General features: G+C 73.4%; 15 protein-coding genes and 1 tRNA gene. 9 read left to right on the top strand and 7 right to left on the bottom strand.

Features of this window, described 5'->3' with window-relative positions; translation table 11 throughout:
• Positions 1-23: 23 nt before the first annotated feature.
• From AC4H2H_RS16770 to rlmB, 3 genes are all read left to right on the top strand, one after another.
• On the top strand, positions 24-1,304 hold the full coding sequence (locus AC4H2H_RS16770) for an alanine racemase (protein ID WP_494371957.1): 1,281 nt from the start codon (positions 24-26) through the stop codon (positions 1,302-1,304).
• Positions 1,305-1,325: 21 nt separating this feature from the next.
• Entirely contained in the window at positions 1,326-2,756 is a 1,431-nt protein-coding gene (gene cysS, locus AC4H2H_RS16765; RefSeq protein ID WP_494371956.1) for a cysteine--tRNA ligase, read from the top strand.
• A 251-nt stretch (positions 2,757-3,007) separates the two neighbouring features.
• On the top strand, positions 3,008-4,072 hold the full coding sequence (gene rlmB, locus AC4H2H_RS16760) for a 23S rRNA (guanosine(2251)-2'-O)-methyltransferase RlmB (RefSeq protein WP_494371955.1): 1,065 nt from the start codon (positions 3,008-3,010) through the stop codon (positions 4,070-4,072).
• Between the two features lie 134 nt (positions 4,073-4,206).
• Here the strand turns inward: rlmB and AC4H2H_RS16755 are convergent, their stop codons facing one another.
• The 5 genes from AC4H2H_RS16755 to AC4H2H_RS16735 all read right to left on the bottom strand — a co-directional run bounded on the left by AC4H2H_RS16755 (position 4,207) and on the right by AC4H2H_RS16735 (position 11,419).
• A complete protein-coding gene (locus AC4H2H_RS16755; RefSeq protein WP_494371970.1) occupies positions 4,207-5,451 on the bottom strand; it encodes a DUF4032 domain-containing protein in 1,245 nt (414 codons plus the stop codon).
• A 353-nt stretch (positions 5,452-5,804) separates the two neighbouring features.
• Positions 5,805-7,481, bottom strand: coding sequence for a galactose-binding domain-containing protein (locus AC4H2H_RS16750; protein WP_494371954.1), 1,677 nt, complete (start codon positions 7,479-7,481; stop codon positions 5,805-5,807).
• A 215-nt stretch (positions 7,482-7,696) separates the two neighbouring features.
• Complete coding sequence (locus AC4H2H_RS16745) at positions 7,697-8,821, bottom strand: ABC transporter ATP-binding protein (RefSeq protein WP_494371953.1); 1,125 nt, start codon at positions 8,819-8,821, stop codon at positions 7,697-7,699.
• Positions 8,822-9,071: 250 nt separating this feature from the next.
• Entirely contained in the window at positions 9,072-9,947 is an 876-nt protein-coding gene (gene otsB / locus AC4H2H_RS16740) for a trehalose-phosphatase (protein WP_494371952.1), read from the bottom strand.
• The gene (locus AC4H2H_RS16735; RefSeq protein WP_494371951.1) at positions 9,944-11,419 is read right to left on the bottom strand and encodes an alpha,alpha-trehalose-phosphate synthase (UDP-forming); all 1,476 of its coding nucleotides are present in this window, start codon (positions 11,417-11,419) and stop codon (positions 9,944-9,946) included. The genes otsB and AC4H2H_RS16735 overlap by 4 nt, the downstream gene beginning before the upstream one ends.
• 114 nt (positions 11,420-11,533) lie before the next feature.
• Here AC4H2H_RS16735 and AC4H2H_RS16730 point away from each other — a divergent pair, with 114 nt between their 5' ends.
• The 4 genes from AC4H2H_RS16730 (at position 11,534) to AC4H2H_RS16715 (ending at position 15,035) form a co-directional block, all read left to right on the top strand.
• A complete protein-coding gene (locus tag AC4H2H_RS16730) occupies positions 11,534-13,261 on the top strand; it encodes a serine/threonine-protein kinase (RefSeq protein WP_494371950.1) in 1,728 nt (575 codons plus the stop codon).
• A 111-nt stretch (positions 13,262-13,372) separates the two neighbouring features.
• Positions 13,373-13,948 (top strand): hypothetical protein, encoded by a 576-nt coding sequence (locus AC4H2H_RS16725; RefSeq protein ID WP_494371949.1) that lies wholly within the window; start codon positions 13,373-13,375, stop codon positions 13,946-13,948.
• A 69-nt stretch (positions 13,949-14,017) separates the two neighbouring features.
• Positions 14,018-14,884, top strand: coding sequence for a DsbA family protein (locus AC4H2H_RS16720; RefSeq protein WP_494371948.1), 867 nt, complete (start codon positions 14,018-14,020; stop codon positions 14,882-14,884).
• A 75-nt stretch (positions 14,885-14,959) separates the two neighbouring features.
• Positions 14,960-15,035: transfer RNA gene (locus AC4H2H_RS16715), tRNA-Thr, on the top strand.
• A 142-nt stretch (positions 15,036-15,177) separates the two neighbouring features.
• On the opposite strand, the gene AC4H2H_RS16710 is transcribed toward AC4H2H_RS16715, so the two are convergent.
• Together AC4H2H_RS16710 and AC4H2H_RS16705 are read right to left on the bottom strand one after the other, a co-directional pair.
• Positions 15,178-16,038: an SGNH/GDSL hydrolase family protein gene (locus AC4H2H_RS16710; RefSeq protein ID WP_494371947.1), complete on the bottom strand. Its 861-nt coding sequence runs from the start codon at positions 16,036-16,038 to the stop codon at positions 15,178-15,180.
• Between the two features lie 680 nt (positions 16,039-16,718).
• Entirely contained in the window at positions 16,719-17,375 is a 657-nt protein-coding gene (locus AC4H2H_RS16705; RefSeq protein WP_494371969.1) for a uracil-DNA glycosylase, read from the bottom strand.
• A gap of 265 nt (positions 17,376-17,640) precedes the next feature.
• Between AC4H2H_RS16705 and AC4H2H_RS16700 the strand changes: the two genes are divergently transcribed.
• Together AC4H2H_RS16700 and AC4H2H_RS16695 are read left to right on the top strand one after the other, a co-directional pair.
• A complete protein-coding gene (locus AC4H2H_RS16700) occupies positions 17,641-17,961 on the top strand; it encodes a DUF3263 domain-containing protein (RefSeq protein WP_494371946.1) in 321 nt (106 codons plus the stop codon).
• 78 nt (positions 17,962-18,039) lie between these two features.
• On the top strand, positions 18,040-18,684 hold the full coding sequence (locus AC4H2H_RS16695) for a LytR C-terminal domain-containing protein (protein WP_494371945.1): 645 nt from the start codon (positions 18,040-18,042) through the stop codon (positions 18,682-18,684).
• Positions 18,685-18,715 lie beyond the last annotated feature (31 nt).

Genomic DNA, 18,715 nt, shown 5'->3' with positions numbered 1-18,715 from the left:
CGCGCGTGGCGTACGTTCTCCCCATGACGAGCCACGCGACGTCGCGCACGGACACGGACACCGATGCGGACGCAGACGTGCCGGGCACCGACGAGCGCGCCGCGACGCCGTCGCTGCTCGCCCGCCTCACCCGCGCGACGGCCGCTCTCGACGGCCCGCTCGCCGTCGTCGACCTGGACCGGTTCGACGCGAACGCCGACGAGCTCCTCGCCCGCGCCGGGGGAGTGCCCGTGCGGGTCGCGTCGAAGTCCGTGCGGGTGCGAGCGCTCGTCGCGCGGGCGACGGACCGCGGGTTCCGCGGCGTCATGGCCTACTCCGTGCGCGAGGCGCTGTGGCTCGTCGAGGCGGGCATGCGCGACGTGCTCGTCGGCTACCCGTCCGTGGACCGCGCGGCGCTCGCCGACCTGGCGCAGGACGAGGCGGGCCGTCGCGAGATCACCCTCATGGTCGACGACGCGGCGCACCTCGCCCTCGTCCGTCAGGCGCTCGAGACGACGGGGACGGGCGACGAGCCGCCGGTCCGGGTGTGCCTCGACGTGGACGCGTCGCTGCGCGTCGGCGTCGGGCCCTTCGTCGCCCACCTCGGCACCCGTCGTTCGCCCCTGCGCACGCCCGACGACGCCGCGTCCCTCGCCGCGCGCGTCGCCTCCGAGCGGGGGGTGCGGGTGCGCGGCGTCATGTTCTACGAGGCACAGGTCGCGGGCCTGCCCGACACGAGCCCTGCCGTGCGTGCCGTGAAGCGGCTGTCGGTCGCGGACCTCGCCACCCGCCGGGGCGAGGTCGTCGAGGCGGTGGGCCGCGCCGCCGGGCACGACCTCGAGCTCGTGAACTCCGGCGGGACGGGGTCGCTCGAGACGTCCTCCGCCGACCCGGTGGTCACCGAGGTCACGGCGGGCTCGGGGCTGTACGTGCCCGGGCTCTTCGACGGCTTCCGTTCCTTCCGCCCGCGCCCGGCCGCGTTCTTCGGCCTCGACGTCGTGCGGGTGCCCGCCCCCGGGTGGGTGACGGCGTTCGGCGGCGGCTACGTCGCGTCCGGGCCGGCGTCCCGCGCCCGGCTGCCGCGCGTGGCGACCCCCGGCTGGGCGCTCTCCGCGCGCGAGGGAGCGGGCGAGGTGCAGACGCCGCTGCACCGTACGCGCTCCGGAGTGGGGGCTGCCGAGCTCGCCGTCGGGGACAGGGTGTGGTTCCGGCACGGCAAGGCCGGCGAGGCGATGGAGCGTTTCGACCGGGTGCACCTCGTGCGGGGCGACGAGGTCGTCGACGTCGTCCCGACGTACCGCGGGGAGCGGAAGAACTTCGGCTGACGTCCCCGGTACCCTTGCGCAGTGACCCTTCGCCTGTTCGACACCGCCACGCGGGACGTGCGCGACTTCATGCCCCTGGAACCGGGCGAGGTCGGCATCTACCTGTGTGGCGCGACCGTCCAGGCGGCCCCGCACATCGGCCACATGCGCTCCGCCGTCGCGTTCGACGTGCTCGTGCGCTGGCTGCGCCGGGCCGGGTCGCGCGTGACGCTCGTCCGCAACGTCACCGACATCGACGACAAGATCCTCGCGAAGTCCGCGGACGCGGGCGAGCCCTGGTGGGCGTGGGCCGCGACGTACGAGCGCGCGTTCACCGCGGCGTACGACGCCCTCGGCGTCCTGCCCCCCACGTACGAGCCGCGTGCGACCGGCCACGTGCCCGACATGGTCGACCTCATGGAGCGGCTCGTCGAGCGCGGGCACGCCTACTCCACGGGGCCCGGCGACGTGTGGTTCGACGTGCGCTCGTGGTCCGAGTACGGCTCGCTCACCAACCAGCGGCTCGAAGACCTCAACCCCGTGCCCGACGACGTCCCCGCGGACGCGCAGGAGGCCGCGGCCAAGCACGACCCGCGCGACTTCGCGCTCTGGAAGGCGCCCAAGCCGGGCGAGCCGGAGACCGCGTCGTGGCCGACGCCGTTCGGGCGCGGACGGCCCGGCTGGCACCTCGAGTGCTCCGCGATGGCGCGCCGCTACCTCGGCGACACCTTCGACATCCACGGCGGCGGGCTCGACCTGCGCTTCCCGCACCACGAGAACGAGCAGGCGCAGTCACGCGCCGCGGGGTACGGGTTCGCGCAGCACTGGCTGCACTCCGCGTGGGTCACGCAGGGCGGCACGAAGATGAGCAAGTCGCTCGGCAACGGCCTGCTCGTGCGCGAGGTCCTCGCCACGACGAGCCCGGCCGTCCTGCGCTACGCGCTCGCTTCCGTGCAGTACCGCTCGATGCTCGAGTGGACGTCCGCGACGGTCACCGAGGCCGAGGCCACGTGGGAGCGCCTCGCCGGGTTCGTCGAGCGAGCGACCGAGCGGGTCGGCGAGGTCCCGGACGTCGGTGACGCGGAGCTGCCCACGGCGTTCACCGCCGCGATGGACGACGACCTCAACGTCCCTGCGGCGCTCGCCGTCGTGCACGAGCACCTGCGCGCGGGCAACGCGGCGCTCGCCGACCGCACGTCCGCGGCCGACGCCGTCGCGCGCCACCACCTCGTGGCCGTGCGCGCGATGCTCGACGTCCTCGGGCTCGACCCCGGCGACCCGCAGTGGGCCGACCGCGGTGACTCGCGCTACGCGACGGTGCTCGACGCCGTCGTGGGGGCCGAGCTCGCGGCCCGCGCCGAGGCGCGTGCCGCCCGCGACTTCGCGACCGCCGATGCGATCCGCGACCGGCTCGCCGCCGCGGGAGTCGCCGTCGAGGACTCCGCCGACGGCGCTCGCTGGACCCTCGCCTGATGTCCACCCGACCGGACGCCGCGGGAGAGATCCGCGGCACCGCGAGGTAGAACCCTGGTAGCGCGAGGTAGAACCGTGGTCATCACCACGGTTCTACCTCGCGGACCACGGTTCTACCTCGGCGAGGTCTCGGCGAGCGGTCTGGGGGACACTGGACCTGGTGGCGCGACGGCGCCGGGCTCGGATCCCGTCCTCGAACCTGACCTGAACTGACCTGAACTGACCTGAACGACGACACGATCGGTACACCCATGGCTGGCAACTCACAACGACGCGGCGCGACCCGCAAGGCAGGAAGCAAGAAGGGCGCGACCGTCGGCTCCGGCGGACAGCGCCGCAAGGCTCTCGAGGGGCGTGGCCCGACGCCGAAGGCCGAGGACCGCGTCTACCACGCCGCGCACAAGCGCAAGGCCGCGGCGGAGAAGGGCGGCGGCGCGTCGGCCGGCGCGGGTCGGGCGGCCGCGGCAGGCCGCGCCGGCGGGACCGGTCGTGCCGCGACGAGCGGTCGCACTCCTGCGGGTGCGGGTCGCACGGCCGGTTCGCGCGGCGGCGGACCGAAGGGGCGCGGTGCCGCGCAGGAGATCGTCACCGGCCGCAACTCCGTGCTGGAGGCGCTGCGCGCGAACATCCCCGTCGAGGTCGTGTACCTTGCTGCGCGCCTCGACGCCGACGACCGCACGCGCGAGATCGTCGACATCGTCGCCGGCCGCGGGTACGAGCTGCTCGAGGTCGGCAAGCCCGAGCTCGACCGTCTCACCGACGGGGCCGTGCACCAGGGCGTCGCCGTCAAGGTGCCGCCGTACGAGTACGCGGACGTCGACGACCTGCTCGACGCCGCGGAGGCCTCGGGCGTCCCGGCGCTGATCGTGGCGCTCGACGGCGTGACCGACCCGCGCAACCTCGGTGCCGTGCTGCGGTCCGCGGGCGCGTTCGGCGCGCACGGCGTCCTCGTGCCCGAGCGGCGCGCCGCCGGCGTGACCGCGTCGGCGTGGAAGGTCTCTGCGGGCGCCGCGGCACGCGTGCCCGTCGCCCGTGCGACGAACCTCGTGCGCGCCCTGGGCGAGCTGAAGAAGGCGGGCTGCTTCGTCGTCGGGCTCGACGCCGGCGGTGACACCACGGTCGGCGAGCTCCAGCTCGCGGGCGAGCCCCTCGTGCTCGTCGCCGGCTCCGAGGGCAAGGGCCTGTCACGCCTCGTGCGCGAGACGTGCGACGTCGTGGCGTCCATCCCCATCGGGTCGGACACCGAGTCGCTCAACGCCGCCGTCGCGACGGGCATCTCGCTCTACGAGGTCGCGCGCCTGCGCCGCGAGGCCTGAGCAGGATCGCCACGAGACCTGTCAGCGCCCCACCGGTCCTTGGACCCGTGGGGCGCCGACACGTTTCCCTGCGAGCGACGTGTCAGCAGCACGGAGGTCCCCAGGGCCGCGGGGCGCTGACAACTTTCCAGGTGCTAGCCGTAGTACTCCGGGTCCTTCTCGCCCGGCGCGAGCCCGAGGATCGACTTCTCGTCCGGCCGGTGCTGCAGCACGGTGTCGACGTACGACCGCGTCGCCTCCGCCATCGGCACGTCCCGACCGGCGCGCTCCGAGATGAACCACCGGTGGTCGAGGATCTCGTGGAAGAGCTGCGCCGGCTCGAGCTTGCGGCGCAGGTTGCGGGGCACCGCCTGGATCGTCGGCTCGAACACACCGCTCAGCCAGTCGTGCGCGACGAACTCCTCGTCGTCGTTCTGCCGCTCCGCCGCGGCGCGGAACGAGTCCAGGTCGTTGAGCAGGCGCCGCGCCTGGTTCTCCTGCACGTCCAGACCCGTGAGCCGCAGCAGCCGGCGCGAGTGGTGCCCCGCGTCGACCACCTTCGGCTGGATCTGGACCGTCGTGCCGTCGATGTCGGTCGTGATCGCGAGCTCGTCGACGTCGAAGCCGAGGTTGTTCAGGTGCTCGATGCGCGCCGCGACCCGCCACCGCTCGTTCGCGTCGAACGACTCCGACGTCGTCAGCGCCTGCCACAGCTCCTCGTAGCGCGCGACGAGCGCGTCCCCGATCGCGATCTCGTCGACGTCCTCGTCGAGCAGCTCGCCGGCGGTCAGGTCCATGAGCTCGCCGATGATGTTCGTGCGCGCGAGGTCGACGTCGTACGAGCGCTGGCCGGGGGAGAGCTCGCGGTGCAGGTCACCCGTCTCGGCGTCGACGAGGAAGGCGGCGAAGGTCTCGGCGTCGCGACGGAACAGCGTGTTCGACAACGACACGTCGCCCCAGTAGAACCCCACGAGGTGCAGGCGCACGAGCAGCACGGCGAGCGCGTCGATGAGGCGCGTCGCCGTGTCGGGCCGCAGCGCCTGGCTGAACAGCGCGCGGTACGGGAGCGAGAACTGCAGGTGCTCCGTGACGAGCACCGCCTCCAGCCGCTCGCCGTCCGCGTCCTTGCGCCCCGTGATCACGCCGACTGGGACCACGCTCGGGACCTCGAGCCGGCGGAGCTGGCGCAGCAGCTCGTACTCGCGGTACGCGACCGTCTCGCCGATCTCCTTGATCGCGATGACGCGACCGGACAGGCGGACGAACCGCACGATGTGTCGGGAGATACCGCGGGGGAGCGCCGCGAGCGTCTCCGCCGGCCAGTCCTCGAGCGGGATGTCCCAGGGCAGGTCGAGGAGAGCCGGGTCGGGAGCCGACGCGGTGATCTGCAGGTTGTGCACCGTCACGGGGTCCATTGTCCACGGTCAGGCTTCCGGGTCACGTCCGCCGACACCTGCGCGAGGGGCGGGGCGGGTCTACCTTCCGCCGCTCGTTCCTCGCGGCTCCCGCCAGACCCACCACGACCCGCCCCACCCCTCGCTCCGGCGTCGGCTCGGCGGTCGACTCGCCGTGCGGGTCGGACCCGCCCCACCCCTCGCTCCGGCGTCCGCTCGTCCGTCGGCTCGCCGCACGCGTCGGCCAGGTGGTCGGCTCGCTCGCCACACGGATCGCTCGGTAGCCGGTTCGGCCGGGACGCACGGCGGGGCGTGCCCGACCCGGAGAGGTCGGACACGCCCCGCGCGAGGTTCGACGATCAGGCGCAGGCGAGCTCTTCGTGCTCGACGTCGAACGTCGAGATGACGTCCTCGCCGTCGATCGTCCCGGTGGCCGTGACGGTCACCGACCCGATCTCGACCGAGGTCGAGCGCACGGGGAACGACTGGTACGCGTTCGTGCCCGGGGCGACGTCGGCGAACTCGCGCGTGCCGTACGGCGTCGCGAGGGTCACGTCGACCGGCGTGTCCTCGCCGTTCGCCGCGCGGACGGCGAGATACGCCTGGCCGGCCAGGCACCGCGGCTGGACGTCGACGGCGAGGTCCAGCTGCCCGCTCGGCGTGTCGTAGACCTCGAGCTCGTAGAGGGAGAAGCCCCACTGCGTCGCGCGCTCCGTGAGGTAGAGGCGCACGTGGCGGCCCGTGGCCGTGATCTCCAGCTCGTCGAACCCGCCGTCGCCGTCGGTGACGGTGTGGACCGTGGTCCAGGTCTCGCCGTCCGGCGAGGTCTGGACCTCGTAGCCCGACCCGTACGCGGCCTCCCAGTCGATCACGACGCGGCTGAGGTCGTAGCTCGCGCCGAGGTCCACCGCGATCCACTCCGGGTCGCTCCAACCGCTGCCCCAGCGCGTGGTGGGGTCTCCGTCCACCGCCAGGTCGCCGGTACGAGAGGGGTCGTCGATGCTCGACGTCGTTACCGGCCGGCCCAGCGCCAGCGACTCGCCGTCGTCGCCGCCGTCGCCGCCGTCGTAGTCGGGCGACAGGTAGCAGCGCAGGTACTCGTAGGAGTCCGCCGAGGTCTCGAACGACGGCGCCCAGTCCCACTCGTAGGTGTAGTACTGCACGTACGGCTCGGCCGCGGCGATGATCGCCGGGAGGTCCATCTCACCCCTGCCGAGGGCGACCTGCCGCATGTCGCCCGGGGCGTCGACGTTCACGGCGTCCTTGATGTGCAGGAGCTCGATGCGGTCCCCGTGCTCCTCGATCCACGCGGGGACGTCGAGGCCTGCGTCGGCGGCCCAGCCGACGTCGAGCTGGAAGGTGACGTAGCGCGGGTCGGTGTTCGCCTCGATGACCTCCCAGGCGCTGACCATCTCACCGGTCTCCGGGTGGGGGTACGTCGTGGTGAACTCGCTCTGGTGGTTGTGCAGCGCGATCTTGTTCGCGCCGTTCTCGTGGGCGTACTGGCCGAGCTGGTTGACGTAGGCCGCGGTCTCGAGCGCTTCCTCGTAGGTGCCGTAGCCACCGCCCATGCCGCCGGTCCCGATGTAGTCCTGACCCAGTGCGACGGCGTAGGCGACCGTCTGAGGCCACGTGTCCCAGCTCGTGCTTCCGTGGCTCGACGACACGTCGAGACCATGCTCGTCGAGGATCGCCTGGTACTCGTCGACCGGCATCGTGTACGGCTGGTTGTACGGCTCGACGTTGGCGAACCCGGCGGCGGACACCTCGCCGAGCACGCGGTCGAGCGTCTCTGCGGACGGTGTCCCGGACCCGATCTCTCCGACGTGCGTGTACAGCTGGATCGAGATCTGGGAGTCGGAGAGCCCGTCGTCCACTCCGCAGTACTCGGTCTCTGGGCTGGCCAGCGGGACGACGGCGGCGGTGGACGGTGCCGCGACCGCGGGGGCGGCGGCGAGCGTGCCCGCGAGGAGCGCGCTCCCCGTGAACGCTGCGCCGAGGCGCCGCGCGCGAGTCGAACGGTACGAGATGTGCATGGGACTCCAATTGACAGCGTTGTCTATTTGGGTGACGAACATGCGACTTCTGTTGTCACGAGTGCAAAAGCAGTGTGGTAGTCGGCCAGTGCGCTGTCAAGGGCGATGCCCGGCGCCCCGCGACGGTTCTCGAGCGACACCTCCCCGCGAACGCCGAAGGGCGGGTCCTCCCGACCGGGAGAACCCGCCCTTCGGCGGTGCTGCGTGACGGGTTGTCAGCTGAGGCGCTGGCCCGAGGACGGGGCGAACACGTGCGAGTTGCCCGGGCGGATCGCCACGTAGATGCGCTCGCCCTTGGTGGGGACGTTGCGCGGGTCGACGCGGACGATGACCTGGTTGTCGCCGGCGCCCGAGTGGACCTCGGCCTGCGCGGCCAGGTCGCCCTTGAGCGTGCCGTAGACGAACGCGTCGGAGCCGAGCTCCTCGACGATGTTCACCTCGACGGGGAACGAGCTCTCGTTGGCCTGCGACACGACGTCGAGGGCCTCGGGACGGAAGCCGATGGTCACCTTGCCGTTGTCGGCCTCGGTGAGCTTCGCGGCGACCTCGCGCTCGAGCGGGAGGCGGGCCGGGCCGACCTCGGCGACGCCGCCGTTGATGGTGAACGTGCCGATGTTCATCGCAGGGGAGCCGATGAAGCCGGCGACGAACACGTTGGCGGGCGTGTCGTACATCTCGCGCGGGGTGCCGACTTGCTGGAGCAGACCGTCCTTGAGGACCGCGATGCGGTCACCCATCGTGAGGGCCTCGGTCTGGTCGTGCGTGACGTAGACCGTCGTGACGCCGAGGCGGCGCTGGAGCGACGCGATCTGCGTACGGGTCTGGACGCGGAGCTTGGCGTCGAGGTTCGACAGCGGCTCGTCCATGAGGAACACCTGGGGCTGACGCACGATCGCGCGGCCCATGGCGACACGCTGACGCTGACCACCGGAGAGCGCCTTCGGCTTGCGGTCCAGGTACTCGGAGAGGTCGAGGATCTTCGCAGCCTCCTCGACACGCTGGCGGATCTCCGCCTTCGGCTTGCCCGCGATCTTCAGCGCGAAGCCCATGTTGTCCGCCACGGACATGTGCGGGTACAGCGCGTAGTTCTGGAACACCATCGCGATGTCGCGGTCCTTCGGCTGAACGTCCGTGACGTCGCGCTCGCCGATGTAGATGCTGCCGCCGTTGACGTCCTCGAGGCCCGCGAGCATGCGGAGCGAGGTCGACTTGCCGCAGCCCGAGGGCCCGACGAGGACGAGGAACTCGCCGTCCTCGATGTGCAGGTTGAGCTGGTCCACCGCGGGGCGCTCGGTCCCGGGGTAGAGCCGCGTTGCGTGGTCGTAGGTGACCGTAGCCATGACTGGTACATCCCTCCACCGGCAGGTACGTGCCGGACGATCCGTTGTGCAGTGACGTGCCACGTCGACGTAGCTGTTCGCGATGGCGGACGAGCGTGTCTTCGACGACACAGAAGAAGTCGGACCCCCGGGTGGAAATCAGGGACCCGACATCATCGTGGGCCCGATCCTACTCCCCGGTTCTGAGTGCTAGGTCACACCCGGGGTAACGATCGGGTACCGGCCAGGTCCGGTCGTCCGACCTGCTCGGTCAGCCACCGGGCCGACCGAGCAGGTCGGTCACGAGCTCGAGCACGGCGGCGACCTCGTCGGCGTCGGCCACGCGCTGTGCGGCGAGCGTCTCGCCGTCGCCGACCTTCACACCCAGGTCACCGTCGCCGAGCACGGCGAACACCGTCTCGTCGGTCGTGTCGTCGCCTGCGTAGAGCACGCGCGTGCGCCCCTCGGGACGGCCGGCGTCCTGCCCGACGGCGTCCCGCAGGTGCTCCACCGCTGCGCCCTTGGACGTGTCGACGACGGCGATCTCGACGACGTCCTTGCCGTGCATCGCGTGCAGGCCGAGCCGTGCGGCGACGTCGTCGGCGACTGCCTCGGCCGCGCGCGAGTCCTCGGGCGAGGCGAGGCGCGTGTGCAGGACGGCGGCGCTCGGCTTGTCCTGGACCCATGCGCCCGCGCGGCCAGCGACGGCCTCGGCGAGGCCCGCCCGCAGCGCGGCGAGCGCGTCCTCCTGGGCCGGCGAGAGCTCGAGCGGCACGGCGTCCACCCCGTCCGCGGTGACGCGGCCGTTCTCGGCCCCGTGGCTGCCGACGAGGAACGACCCGACCGGAGGCTCGCTGCACGCGGCGAGGTCCGCGAGGTTGCGGCCCGAGACCAGAGCGAGCCGCGTCGTCGTGCCCTCGAGGGCCGCGGCGAGCCGGTCGACCGCGGCGCGCGTCGACGGCGCCATCCGAGCGGCGTGGGGGTCGTCGACGAGAGGCGCGAGCACCCCGTCGAAGTCGAGCGCGACGAGACGGGCGTCCGGGTCGGGACGACCGTCCGCACCGCCGTCACCGGCGGCGGTGGCGAAGGCACGCACGGCGTCGACGACGGCATCGGGGAGGCGCGGGGCGCCGTCGGGGCGGTTCACGCCTCACGCTCCGCCGGGACCGACGGGTCACGGTGCCCGTGATGGCGCGGGACGCGCGAGGGCATGGCCGTCAGGACGCCGAGGAACGACTCGGACCACTTGGCGACGTCGTCGCCCAGGACGCGACGGCGCAGGCGGCGCATGCGCTTGCGCTGCTCGCGGTGGTCCATGTGCGCGGCGGCGGCGATGATGTCCTTCATCCCGTCGATGTCGTGCGGGTTGACGAGCAGGGCCCCGGAGGAGAGCTCGTCCGCCGCGCCGGTGAACTCGGAGAGCACGAGCACGCCGCGGTCGTCCGACCGCGCGGCGACGTACTCCTTGGCGACGAGGTTCATGCCGTCGCGCAGCGCCGTCACGAGCATGACGTCGGCCGCGAGGTAGAGGGCCGCCATCTCCTCGGGCGGGTACGAGTGGTGCAGGTAGTGGATCGCGGCGTGCCCGATCTCGGCGTACTCGCCGTTGATGCGCCCGACCGCGCCCTCGACGTGCTCGCGCAGCTCCTGGTAGGCGTCGACGTTCTCGCGGCTCGGGCTCGCGACCTGGACGAGCGTCGCGTGCTCGACGTCGAGGCGCCCGTCCTGCAGGAGCTCGCCGTACGCCTTGATGCGGTGCCGGATGCCCTTGGTGTAGTCGAGGCGGTCGACGCCGAGCATCATGATGTCGGGGTCGCCCAGGTCGGCGCGGATCTCGCGCGAGCGCTGCTGGACCTCGGGGGTGCGGGCGAGCTCGTCGAAGCGGTACGAGTCGATCGAGATGGGGAACGCCGCGGCGCGCACGTGCCGGTCGCGCCCGGAGTCGTCCGGGACGGTGATCATCGGCCCGCGCGTCGTGTACGCCCGCAGGCGGCGGACGGCGCGGATGAAGTTCGCCGCGTCACCGGCGCGCTGGAACCCGACGAGGTCGGCGCCCAGGAGCCCGTCGATGACCTGGCGGCGCCACGGGAGCTGCTGGAACAGCTCGAGCGGGGGGAACGGGATGTGGTTGAAGAACCCGATCCGCACGTCGGGCCGCTGCGCGCGGATCATCTGCGGGACGAGCTGGAGCTGGTAGTCGTGCACCCACACGACGGCGCCCGGCGCGGCCTGCTCGACCGCCGCGTCGGCGAAGCGCTGGTTGACGCGCCGGTACGCCTCCCACCACGTGCGGTGGTAGGTGGGCGGGGAGATGACGTCGTGGTAGAGCGGCCACAGGGTGTCGTTGGAGAAGCCCTCGTAGTAGCGCTCGATCTCGTCGGCCGAGAGGGTGACGGGCACGAGGCGCATCTCGTCGGCGTCGAACGGCTCGCTCGCGAGGTCGGGGGCGCCGGACCAGCCGACCCACGCGCCGTCGGCCGCCTGCATGACGGGCTCGAGCGCCGTGACGAGGCCGCCGGGCGAACGGTTCCACTCGACGTCGCCACCGGGTCCGACCGTGAAGTCCACGGGCAGCCGGTTGGCCACCACCACGAGATCGAATCCCTCTTTGCCTGCCAATGGACTACTCCTTGAGCTTCGATAGGTCGCGCCTGGGCGTCCTAGGGTAGTCGTTGCCCCCGTCGACGCCCCTCCTGGGCGGCTCGGACCGCCCGCTGGCGCTACCTTGTCACCATGGAGGAGCGCACGCAGCGCGTCGACGCGCAGCACGCCCCCGCGGGGCGCGGGCCGGCTCCCGGCAGCGAGGTCGGGGGCTACCTCATCGGCGCCCGCCTCGGCTCGGGCGCGATGGGCACGGTCCACAGCGCGCACGACGGCGGCGGGAGCCTCGTCGCGATCAAGCTCCTGCACGCGCACGTCGACCTCGACGCCGCGGCCCAGGGGCGCGAGCGGCTGCGGCGCGAGGCGCTCGCCCTGCAGCGGCTGCGGCACCCCGCCGTCGCGCAGATCCTCGACGTCGAGCTCGACGGGCCCGACGCGTTCATCGTCACGGAGCTCGTCGACGGGCCCACGCTCGAGGACGAGGTCGCCGACGGCGGCCCGCTCGACCCGTGGGACCTGTACGAGCTCGCCGACCAGCTCGCCGCGGCGCTCGAGTCCGTGCACGCGGCCGGTGTCGTGCACCGCGACCTCAAGCCGAGCAACGTCATGGTCTCCTCCCGCGGCCCGGTGCTCATCGACTTCGGCATCGCGCAGGGGCTCGAGGATGCGCGCGTCACGTCGTCCGGGCTCGTCATGGGCACGCCCGGCTACCTCGCGCCCGAGCTGCTCGAGGGCGCCGCGCCCAGCGTCGACACCGACTGGTGGGGCTGGGCGGCGCTCCTCGCGTACGCCGCGACCGGCCGGGCGCCGTTCGGGGTGCGGCCGACCGACGTCGTGCTGGCGCGCGCCCGCAGCGGCCGCCCGGACCTGGCCGGGCTCGGACCTGTCACCGCCCAGGCCCTCGCCGGGGCGCTGCACGCCGACCCCGCGCGCCGGCTCGGCCCCACGGAGGTCGTCGCCGCTCTGCGCCAGGCCGCCGACACCGGCGACGTGCCGGTCGCCTCCGCGACGCAGGTCGTCGGCCCGCCGACAGGTCCGACGCAGGTCGTGGCCCCCGGGGCCGCCCCGGCCCTCGCCGCAGCGGCCGTGGTCGGGCCCCCGCCCGCGCCACCGGTCGTCCCGCCTCCGCTGCCGACGTCGCAGTCCCAGGTCAACGACGGCCGGACGATGGCCGTGCCGACCGGCGACGCCGACCTCATGGACGAGCTCGGCGCGCCGCCCGTGGGCGAGGACGGCGAGCCGCTCTACCTCCGGCCGACGCCCGCCGCGCGACGCACCGCGCTCGTGCTCCTCGGCATCCCGCTCGTGCTGCTCGGGGCCCTCTACCCGGGCATCGCGTTCGTCGTGCTCGCCGTCCTCGTCGTCCTCGCGCGCGTCGTCGGGGTGACGACCGAGTCGCTGCACACGCGGCGTGAGCGGCGCGGCGTCTCGCCCCGGGACACGGCGCGGGCCGTCGCCGCGTCGCCCTGGTACCTCGTGCGTGCTCTCGTGGGCGCGATCCCCTCGCTGCTCGTCGCGGCGTGCGCGGCCGTGCTCGTCGTCGTGGCGGGGTGGTGGCTCCTCGAGTCCGACCGCTGGGTGGTCGTGGCCGGTCCCGACGGCGGCAACTCGCCGGTCGTCACGACCGTCGTGCTGTGCCTCGCCGCGTTCGCCGCGGTCCTCCTCGCGTGGGCCGGCCCGCTCACCTACCTCACGCGGTACGGCACGCGGACGGCGCTCGCGCGCGTCGCGCCCGGCCGGACCGGGACGCTCGTGCTCGCCGGGGTCGGGGTCGTGCTCACGGTCGTGTGCGCCGTGGTGCTCGCGGGCGACCCCGGCATCACCTGGTGGCCGTTCCCCGGTCCGCCGTCGCTGCGCTGACCGCGCAGCGGTCCGTGTCGGTCGGACGCCGGTCGGACGCGGCCCCGTGCTCCGGCCGGGCCCTCGCTCGCTCCCAGCGTGCTGCCAGGCCGCGTGCGTAGGATGGGCGCCGTGCTCCGGACGACGGTGCCGCGCGCCTGGTCGCGCGGCGTGACGCGCACGTCCGTCGTGCCCGCCGCCGGGCGACTCCTCGGGCCCGCGCTCCTCCTCCTCACGCTCGTCGCCGCTCTGGTGACGCACCTCGCAGACCGCGGGTACGCCGTCGTGCACCAGTGCGTGACCGTGCCCGGTGCGTGGGGCGTGGCGGGGGTGCACCTCGCGCTCGTCCACGAGACGTCGGACTGCCCGTCGGGCACCGCGCTCGGCGGGGACCCCGCCGCGATGGTCACCGTGGTCGGCGCCCTCGCGCTGCCCGTCGTCGTCGCGCACGCTCTCGCGGCCTTCGTCGCGTGGGGGGTCTCGACCTGGGCGCGGCGCGCGCACGAGCGCTCGCGCGACGTCGTCGCAGGCGCTGCCACCGCGCTGGGGGCGGTCGTCAGAGGTGCGCTGCGCCCGGTGCGCGTGCTCGTCGCGGTCGCGCGACGGGTCGCCCGTCCGGTGCCCGACGCCGTTCCCGCCGCCCTGCACCACCTCGCCGATGCGGTGGTGCGGACCCGGCGCGGACCGCCGGCGCTCACCCTCGCCTGACGCGCCGCCCGGCGGCGCACCGGCGCGCACCGACCACCCCCGCATCTCGGATCTGTCCGGAGGACGACCATGCCCAGCAACGAACCCCAGACCAAGGCCCAGCGCCGCGACGCCGCGCGCGCCGAGGCCCTCGCGCTGCGCGAGGCGCAGGCCAAGCGCGACAAGCGCAACCGCCTCATCACCATCGGCGCGCTCGTCGCGGGCGTCCTCGTCCTCGTCGGCGTCTTCCTCGCCGTGTGGATCCCGGCGATGAACGACAAGGAAAAGACCCTCGACGCCGTCGCCGCGGGCGACCTCAGCGAGGTCACCAGCCCGTCGACGAGCAACGACGAGGGCGGCATCCCGATGGGTGCCGAGGGCGAGGCAGGGACCGACAACGGTGCCGAGGCCGTCGAGGTCGCGGTCTACCTCGACTACATGTGCCCCATCTGCGGCGACTTCGAGAAGACGAACGGCGCGACGCTCGACGAGCTCCGCGAGTCGGGCGACGTGACCGTCGTGGTCCACCCCATCTCGATCCTCGACCGCGCGTCGTCCGGCACGCAGTTCTCGACGCGCGCCGCGTCCGCCGCGGCCTGGGTCGCGGACCGCGCGCCCGAGGCGATGAACGAGTTCAACGCCCTGATGTTCGCGAACCAGCCGGCCGAGAACACCGAGGGCCTCACGGACGCGCAGATCGCCGACCTCGCCGAGCAGGCGGGCGCCCCGGCCGACGTCGCGTCCGGCATCGAGGACGGCACCGCCGCCGAGACGTTCGGCGACTGGGCAGCGACGGCCACGAGCCTCGTCACGCAGAACCCCGACCTCGCGAACCCGCAGACGGGCCAGTTCGGCACGCCGACCATCACGATCGACGGCGAGCGCTGGGACGGGAACTGGTCCGACCCGGCCGCGCTCCCCGCGGCGGTCCAGGCCGCGCAGTCGGCCGAGGGCTGACCCGCAGCGTCCCTCGCAGTGCCGCGGCTGCCGGGCGAGCAGGTAGTCTGTTCGCTCGTCCGGCAGCCCGGGCACGCCGCCTTAGCTCAGCTGGTAGAGCACTCGCCTTGTAAGCGAAAGGTCGTCGGTTCGAACCCGACAGGCGGCTCCACCACGAGGCCCCCGGTCCGTCACGGCCGGGGGCTTCGTCGTGCGCCGTCACCGCCACCGTTCGGCACGTCGCGCAAGACTCGGCACGTCGAGGTGCCGACAGCGGACGCGACGCACCGAGCAGCGCACGAGCTGCCGAACCGTCAGTCCTCGACGAGCGGCACCGGGAGGAGCTCCGGCGCCTTGGGTAGCCGGCCGTCGCCCGACGACGTCCCCGTGAGCCGTCGCTGCGCCCACGGCACGACGTGCGCGCGCAGCCACATGGCGTTCTGCCGTGCGCGGTCTATCGCCGGGGACGGCGGGAGCGCGGTCAGCGGGTCGTCCCACGCGGCGTCGTCGGGCGCCTGACCCAGCGCGACGAGCGCCGCCTGCGCCACGCGCCGGTGCCCGTCGGGCGTGAGGTGGATGCGGTCCTCGGACCACATGCGCCAGTCCTGCAGCGCGCGCATGCCCCACAGGTCGAGCACGAACGCGCCCTGTCGCCGCGCGATGGACCACAGGTGCGCGTTGAACACGCCGACGCGCGACCGTGTGAGGCCCACGAGCGGCGAGTGCGAGGCGTCGAAACCCGTCGCCAGGAGGACGTCGATCCCCGCCCCGCGCAGACGCGACACCGCGTGCTCGAGGTTGCGCGCGAGGCGGTCGACGTCGGCGTTGGGTCGCAGGATGTCGTTCCCCCCGCCGACGAGGCTGACCAGGTCCGGCCCCAGCTCGAGCGCCCGCGGCACCTGCTCCGCGAGGATCGAGCGCAGCTTGCGCCCACGGATGGCGAGGTTGCCGTACAGCAACGGCTCGGCACCCGCCTCGACCCGCCGGACGGCGAGGTGCTGGGCGAGCAGATCGGCCCACCCGCGCTGGTGGTCGTCCTCGCCGGGGTAGGGGTCCCACAGGCCTTCGGTGAACGAGTCGCCGATCGCGAGGTAGCTCGTCCAGCGAGGAGAGCTCGCGGCGCCCTGCGTGGAGTCGCCGGCCAGGGGAGTGGTCGTCGGGTTCTGCGTCGTCACCCGCCCATTGTGCTCCTGCGTCGCGTCGTGGTCCGGTCCGCCGTGCGGTCGTGGCAGGGTCCGCGTGCGGGGCGGCGTCGGTGCTCGGGCTGGCCGCGCCGTCACCCTGGTCGTTCGGGCGTGGGTTCTAGGAGCGCGGCCTTGACGCCCTTCGCATCCGACGCCGCCCCACCCGCTCGTCTGTCACGTCACCACGGCGGGGCAACGCCCCAGGCGTCCGGTCTGCCGAGATAGAGCCGTGGTCCGCCGAGGTAGAGGCCTGGTGCGCCGAGGTAGAGCCGTGGTCCGCTGACGGCGGCGCCCCGGTTCGCGCGTGTCGCCCTGACACCGGGCAGTGCAGCGCTCGCGCCGACCATGCGGTCCTACCGGTCTGGCATGCGGTCCGGGCCCGTCGGCCGCCCGGGCCGACAACGCCGTGCTCGGCGCGGCGCCGCGGGCCTGCCTGGTTGAGCCACGACCAGGGTGGGACGACGCAGGGCGGGGTGGATGGGGGCGCCGCGTCGTGGTCGGGCCTGGCGGGAGCCGCGAGGAACGAGCGGCGGATGGTAGACACGGCGCCCCCATCCACCCCGACCACCCAACCCGACCACCGCCGTCGGACAAGGAACCACGGCTCTACCTCGCGGAACCGCGCCTCTACCTCGGCGCACCACGGCTCTACCTCGGCAGGGGCGGGAGCGTCAGGCCCGGGGGAGGCTCCAGTCGACCGGGGCGGCGCCCTGGGTGGTGAGCAGGTCGTTGACGCGGGAGAACGGGCGGGAGCCGAAGAAGCCGCGGTGGGCCGAGAGCGGGCTGGGGTGAGGGCTTGCGACGACGGGCGTGTCGCCCAGCATGGGGCGCAGGGTCGCCGCGTCGCGGCCCCAGAGGATCGCGACGAGCGGGGCGTCGCGCGCGACGAGGGCGCGGATTGCGGCCTCGGTCACGGCCTCCCAGCCCTGGCCGCGGTGCGAACCCGGCTCGCCGGGGCGCACGGTGAGCACGCGGTTGAGGAGCATGACGCCCTGGTCGCTCCACGCGGAGAGGTCGCCGTTGGCGGGCGTCGGGGCGCCGACGTCGGTCGCGAGCTCGGCGAAGATGTTCTGCAGCGAGCGTGGCACGGGTCGTACGTGCGGCTGCACGGAGAACGAGAGGCCCATCGGATGCCCGGGTGTCGGGTACGGGTCCTGCCCGACGACGAGCACGCGCACGTCGGCGAGCGGCCGGGAGAACGCGTTGAGGATGGCCGACGGCGCGGGGAGGTACTCACGACCCGCGGCAACCTCCGCGCGCAGGAAGTCCCCCATCGCGTGGAGCTGCGGTTCGACGGGGGCGAGCGCCTCGGCCCAGCCGGCCGCCATGACGCTCGCGAGCGGCGGACGGGGGTCGGTCGAGGGAGTCGTGACCGGGTCGACGTCGATGGGCTGGGCGGGTGCGCTCTCCACGACCCGAGCCTATCCGCCGTTCCGGGCGCTGCGGCAGGCACCGGCGAGGACGAATGACACCGGTGTGGTTCGTGCGTACGCTGGTGGGCGGACCGAGGCGCCCGCACCTGACCGCCGCGACGGCGGGCTCGCGGCCGGGCGTGCGGGGGTCCCGTGACGAGTGAGTGCAAGGAGGGAACCGATGAGCGAGGCGGCATACGTGCTCGACGGCCCCGACGCGGCCGGTGAGGTGGACGCGCAGGAGGCTGCGGCGTCGGGCCTGAGCGAGCGGGACCGGGAGATCCTCGCGTTCGAGCGGCAGTGGTGGAAGTACTCGGGCGCCAAGGAGCAAGCGGTGCGCGAGCTGTTCGACATGTCCGCGACGCGCTACTACCAGGTGCTCAACGCGCTCATCGACTCCCCGGCAGCGCTCGCGCAGGACCCGATGCTGGTCAAGCGGCTGCGTCGGATGCGTTCCACCAGGCAGCGGGCGCGCACCGCCCGTCGGCTCGAAGGACTCTGACGTGTCCCGGCCCTCGTCCGTGGAGGCCGGGCGAACAGGGCATTTATCCAACGGCCCCGACCGGGCTACCCTGTCGCCGTGACGAAGAGCCGCTACCCCTACGCGCCCGACGAGTTCGACGCGCCCGCGCAGCAGGGCGCGCCCGTGGGGGTCCACCGCACGCAGCGCAGCGGGTGGAGCAAGACGTGGCCGTTCCTGCTCGTCGCCGTCGTCTTCGCCGGCCTCGCGTACGGGGGCGTCGCGCTGCTGTCGGACAACGGCTCGACCGAGGCGCCGCCGCAGGCCGAGTCCACGGACCCTGCAGCGGGTGAGACGGAGGAGACCCCCACCGAGGAGACTCCTGTCGAGGAGAACCCGGCGGAGGAGCCCCCCGTCGAGGAACCCCCGGTCGAGACGCCTGCCACTCCCGACATCCCGGCGCTCGTGGCGGCTGCGGACCCCAGCGCGTTCGTCCGCGTGCTCAACGACGGTGGCCCTAGCGGCTCCGCTGACACGGGCAAGGGCGCGCTCGAAGGCCAGGGGTTCACGAACGTCGAGTCCGACAACTACCCGGGTGACTCCAGTGCGCCCGGTAACGTCGTCTGGTACGTCCCGGACCGCCGCGAGTCGGCGCTCGCCGTGGCGGCGATCCTCGGTATCCCGGCCGAGCAGGTGATCGAGCAGCCGTTGCGGTCGGGCGACGTCATGGTCGTCATCACGTCCGAGATTTCCCCCGCCGGCTGAGCCGCGAGTCGCGCCCAGATGCGCGATGACG

The sequence above is a fragment of the Cellulosimicrobium sp. BMG9.22 genome, from assembly GCF_059159975.1.
The sequence above is the reverse complement of the archived record's forward strand: the minus strand, read 5'-3'. Positions and strand labels throughout refer to the sequence as shown.

Coding starts and splice junctions, on each gene's coding strand:
- AC4H2H_RS16720 (WP_494371948.1), top strand. CDS start 14,018: ATGCCCAGCAACGAACCCCAGACCAAGGCCCAGCGCCGCGACGCCGCG.
- AC4H2H_RS16745 (WP_494371953.1), bottom strand. CDS start 8,821: ATGGCTACGGTCACCTACGACCACGCAACGCGGCTCTACCCCGGGACC.
- AC4H2H_RS16705 (WP_494371969.1), bottom strand. CDS start 17,375: ATGGCGGCCGGCTGGGCCGAGGCGCTCGCCCCCGTCGAACCGCAGCTC.
- AC4H2H_RS16770 (WP_494371957.1), top strand. CDS start 24: ATGACGAGCCACGCGACGTCGCGCACGGACACGGACACCGATGCGGAC.
- rlmB (WP_494371955.1), top strand. CDS start 3,008: ATGGCTGGCAACTCACAACGACGCGGCGCGACCCGCAAGGCAGGAAGC.
- AC4H2H_RS16700 (WP_494371946.1), top strand. CDS start 17,641: ATGAGCGAGGCGGCATACGTGCTCGACGGCCCCGACGCGGCCGGTGAG.
- AC4H2H_RS16730 (WP_494371950.1), top strand. CDS start 11,534: ATGGAGGAGCGCACGCAGCGCGTCGACGCGCAGCACGCCCCCGCGGGG.
- AC4H2H_RS16750 (WP_494371954.1), bottom strand. CDS start 7,481: ATGCACATCTCGTACCGTTCGACTCGCGCGCGGCGCCTCGGCGCAGCG.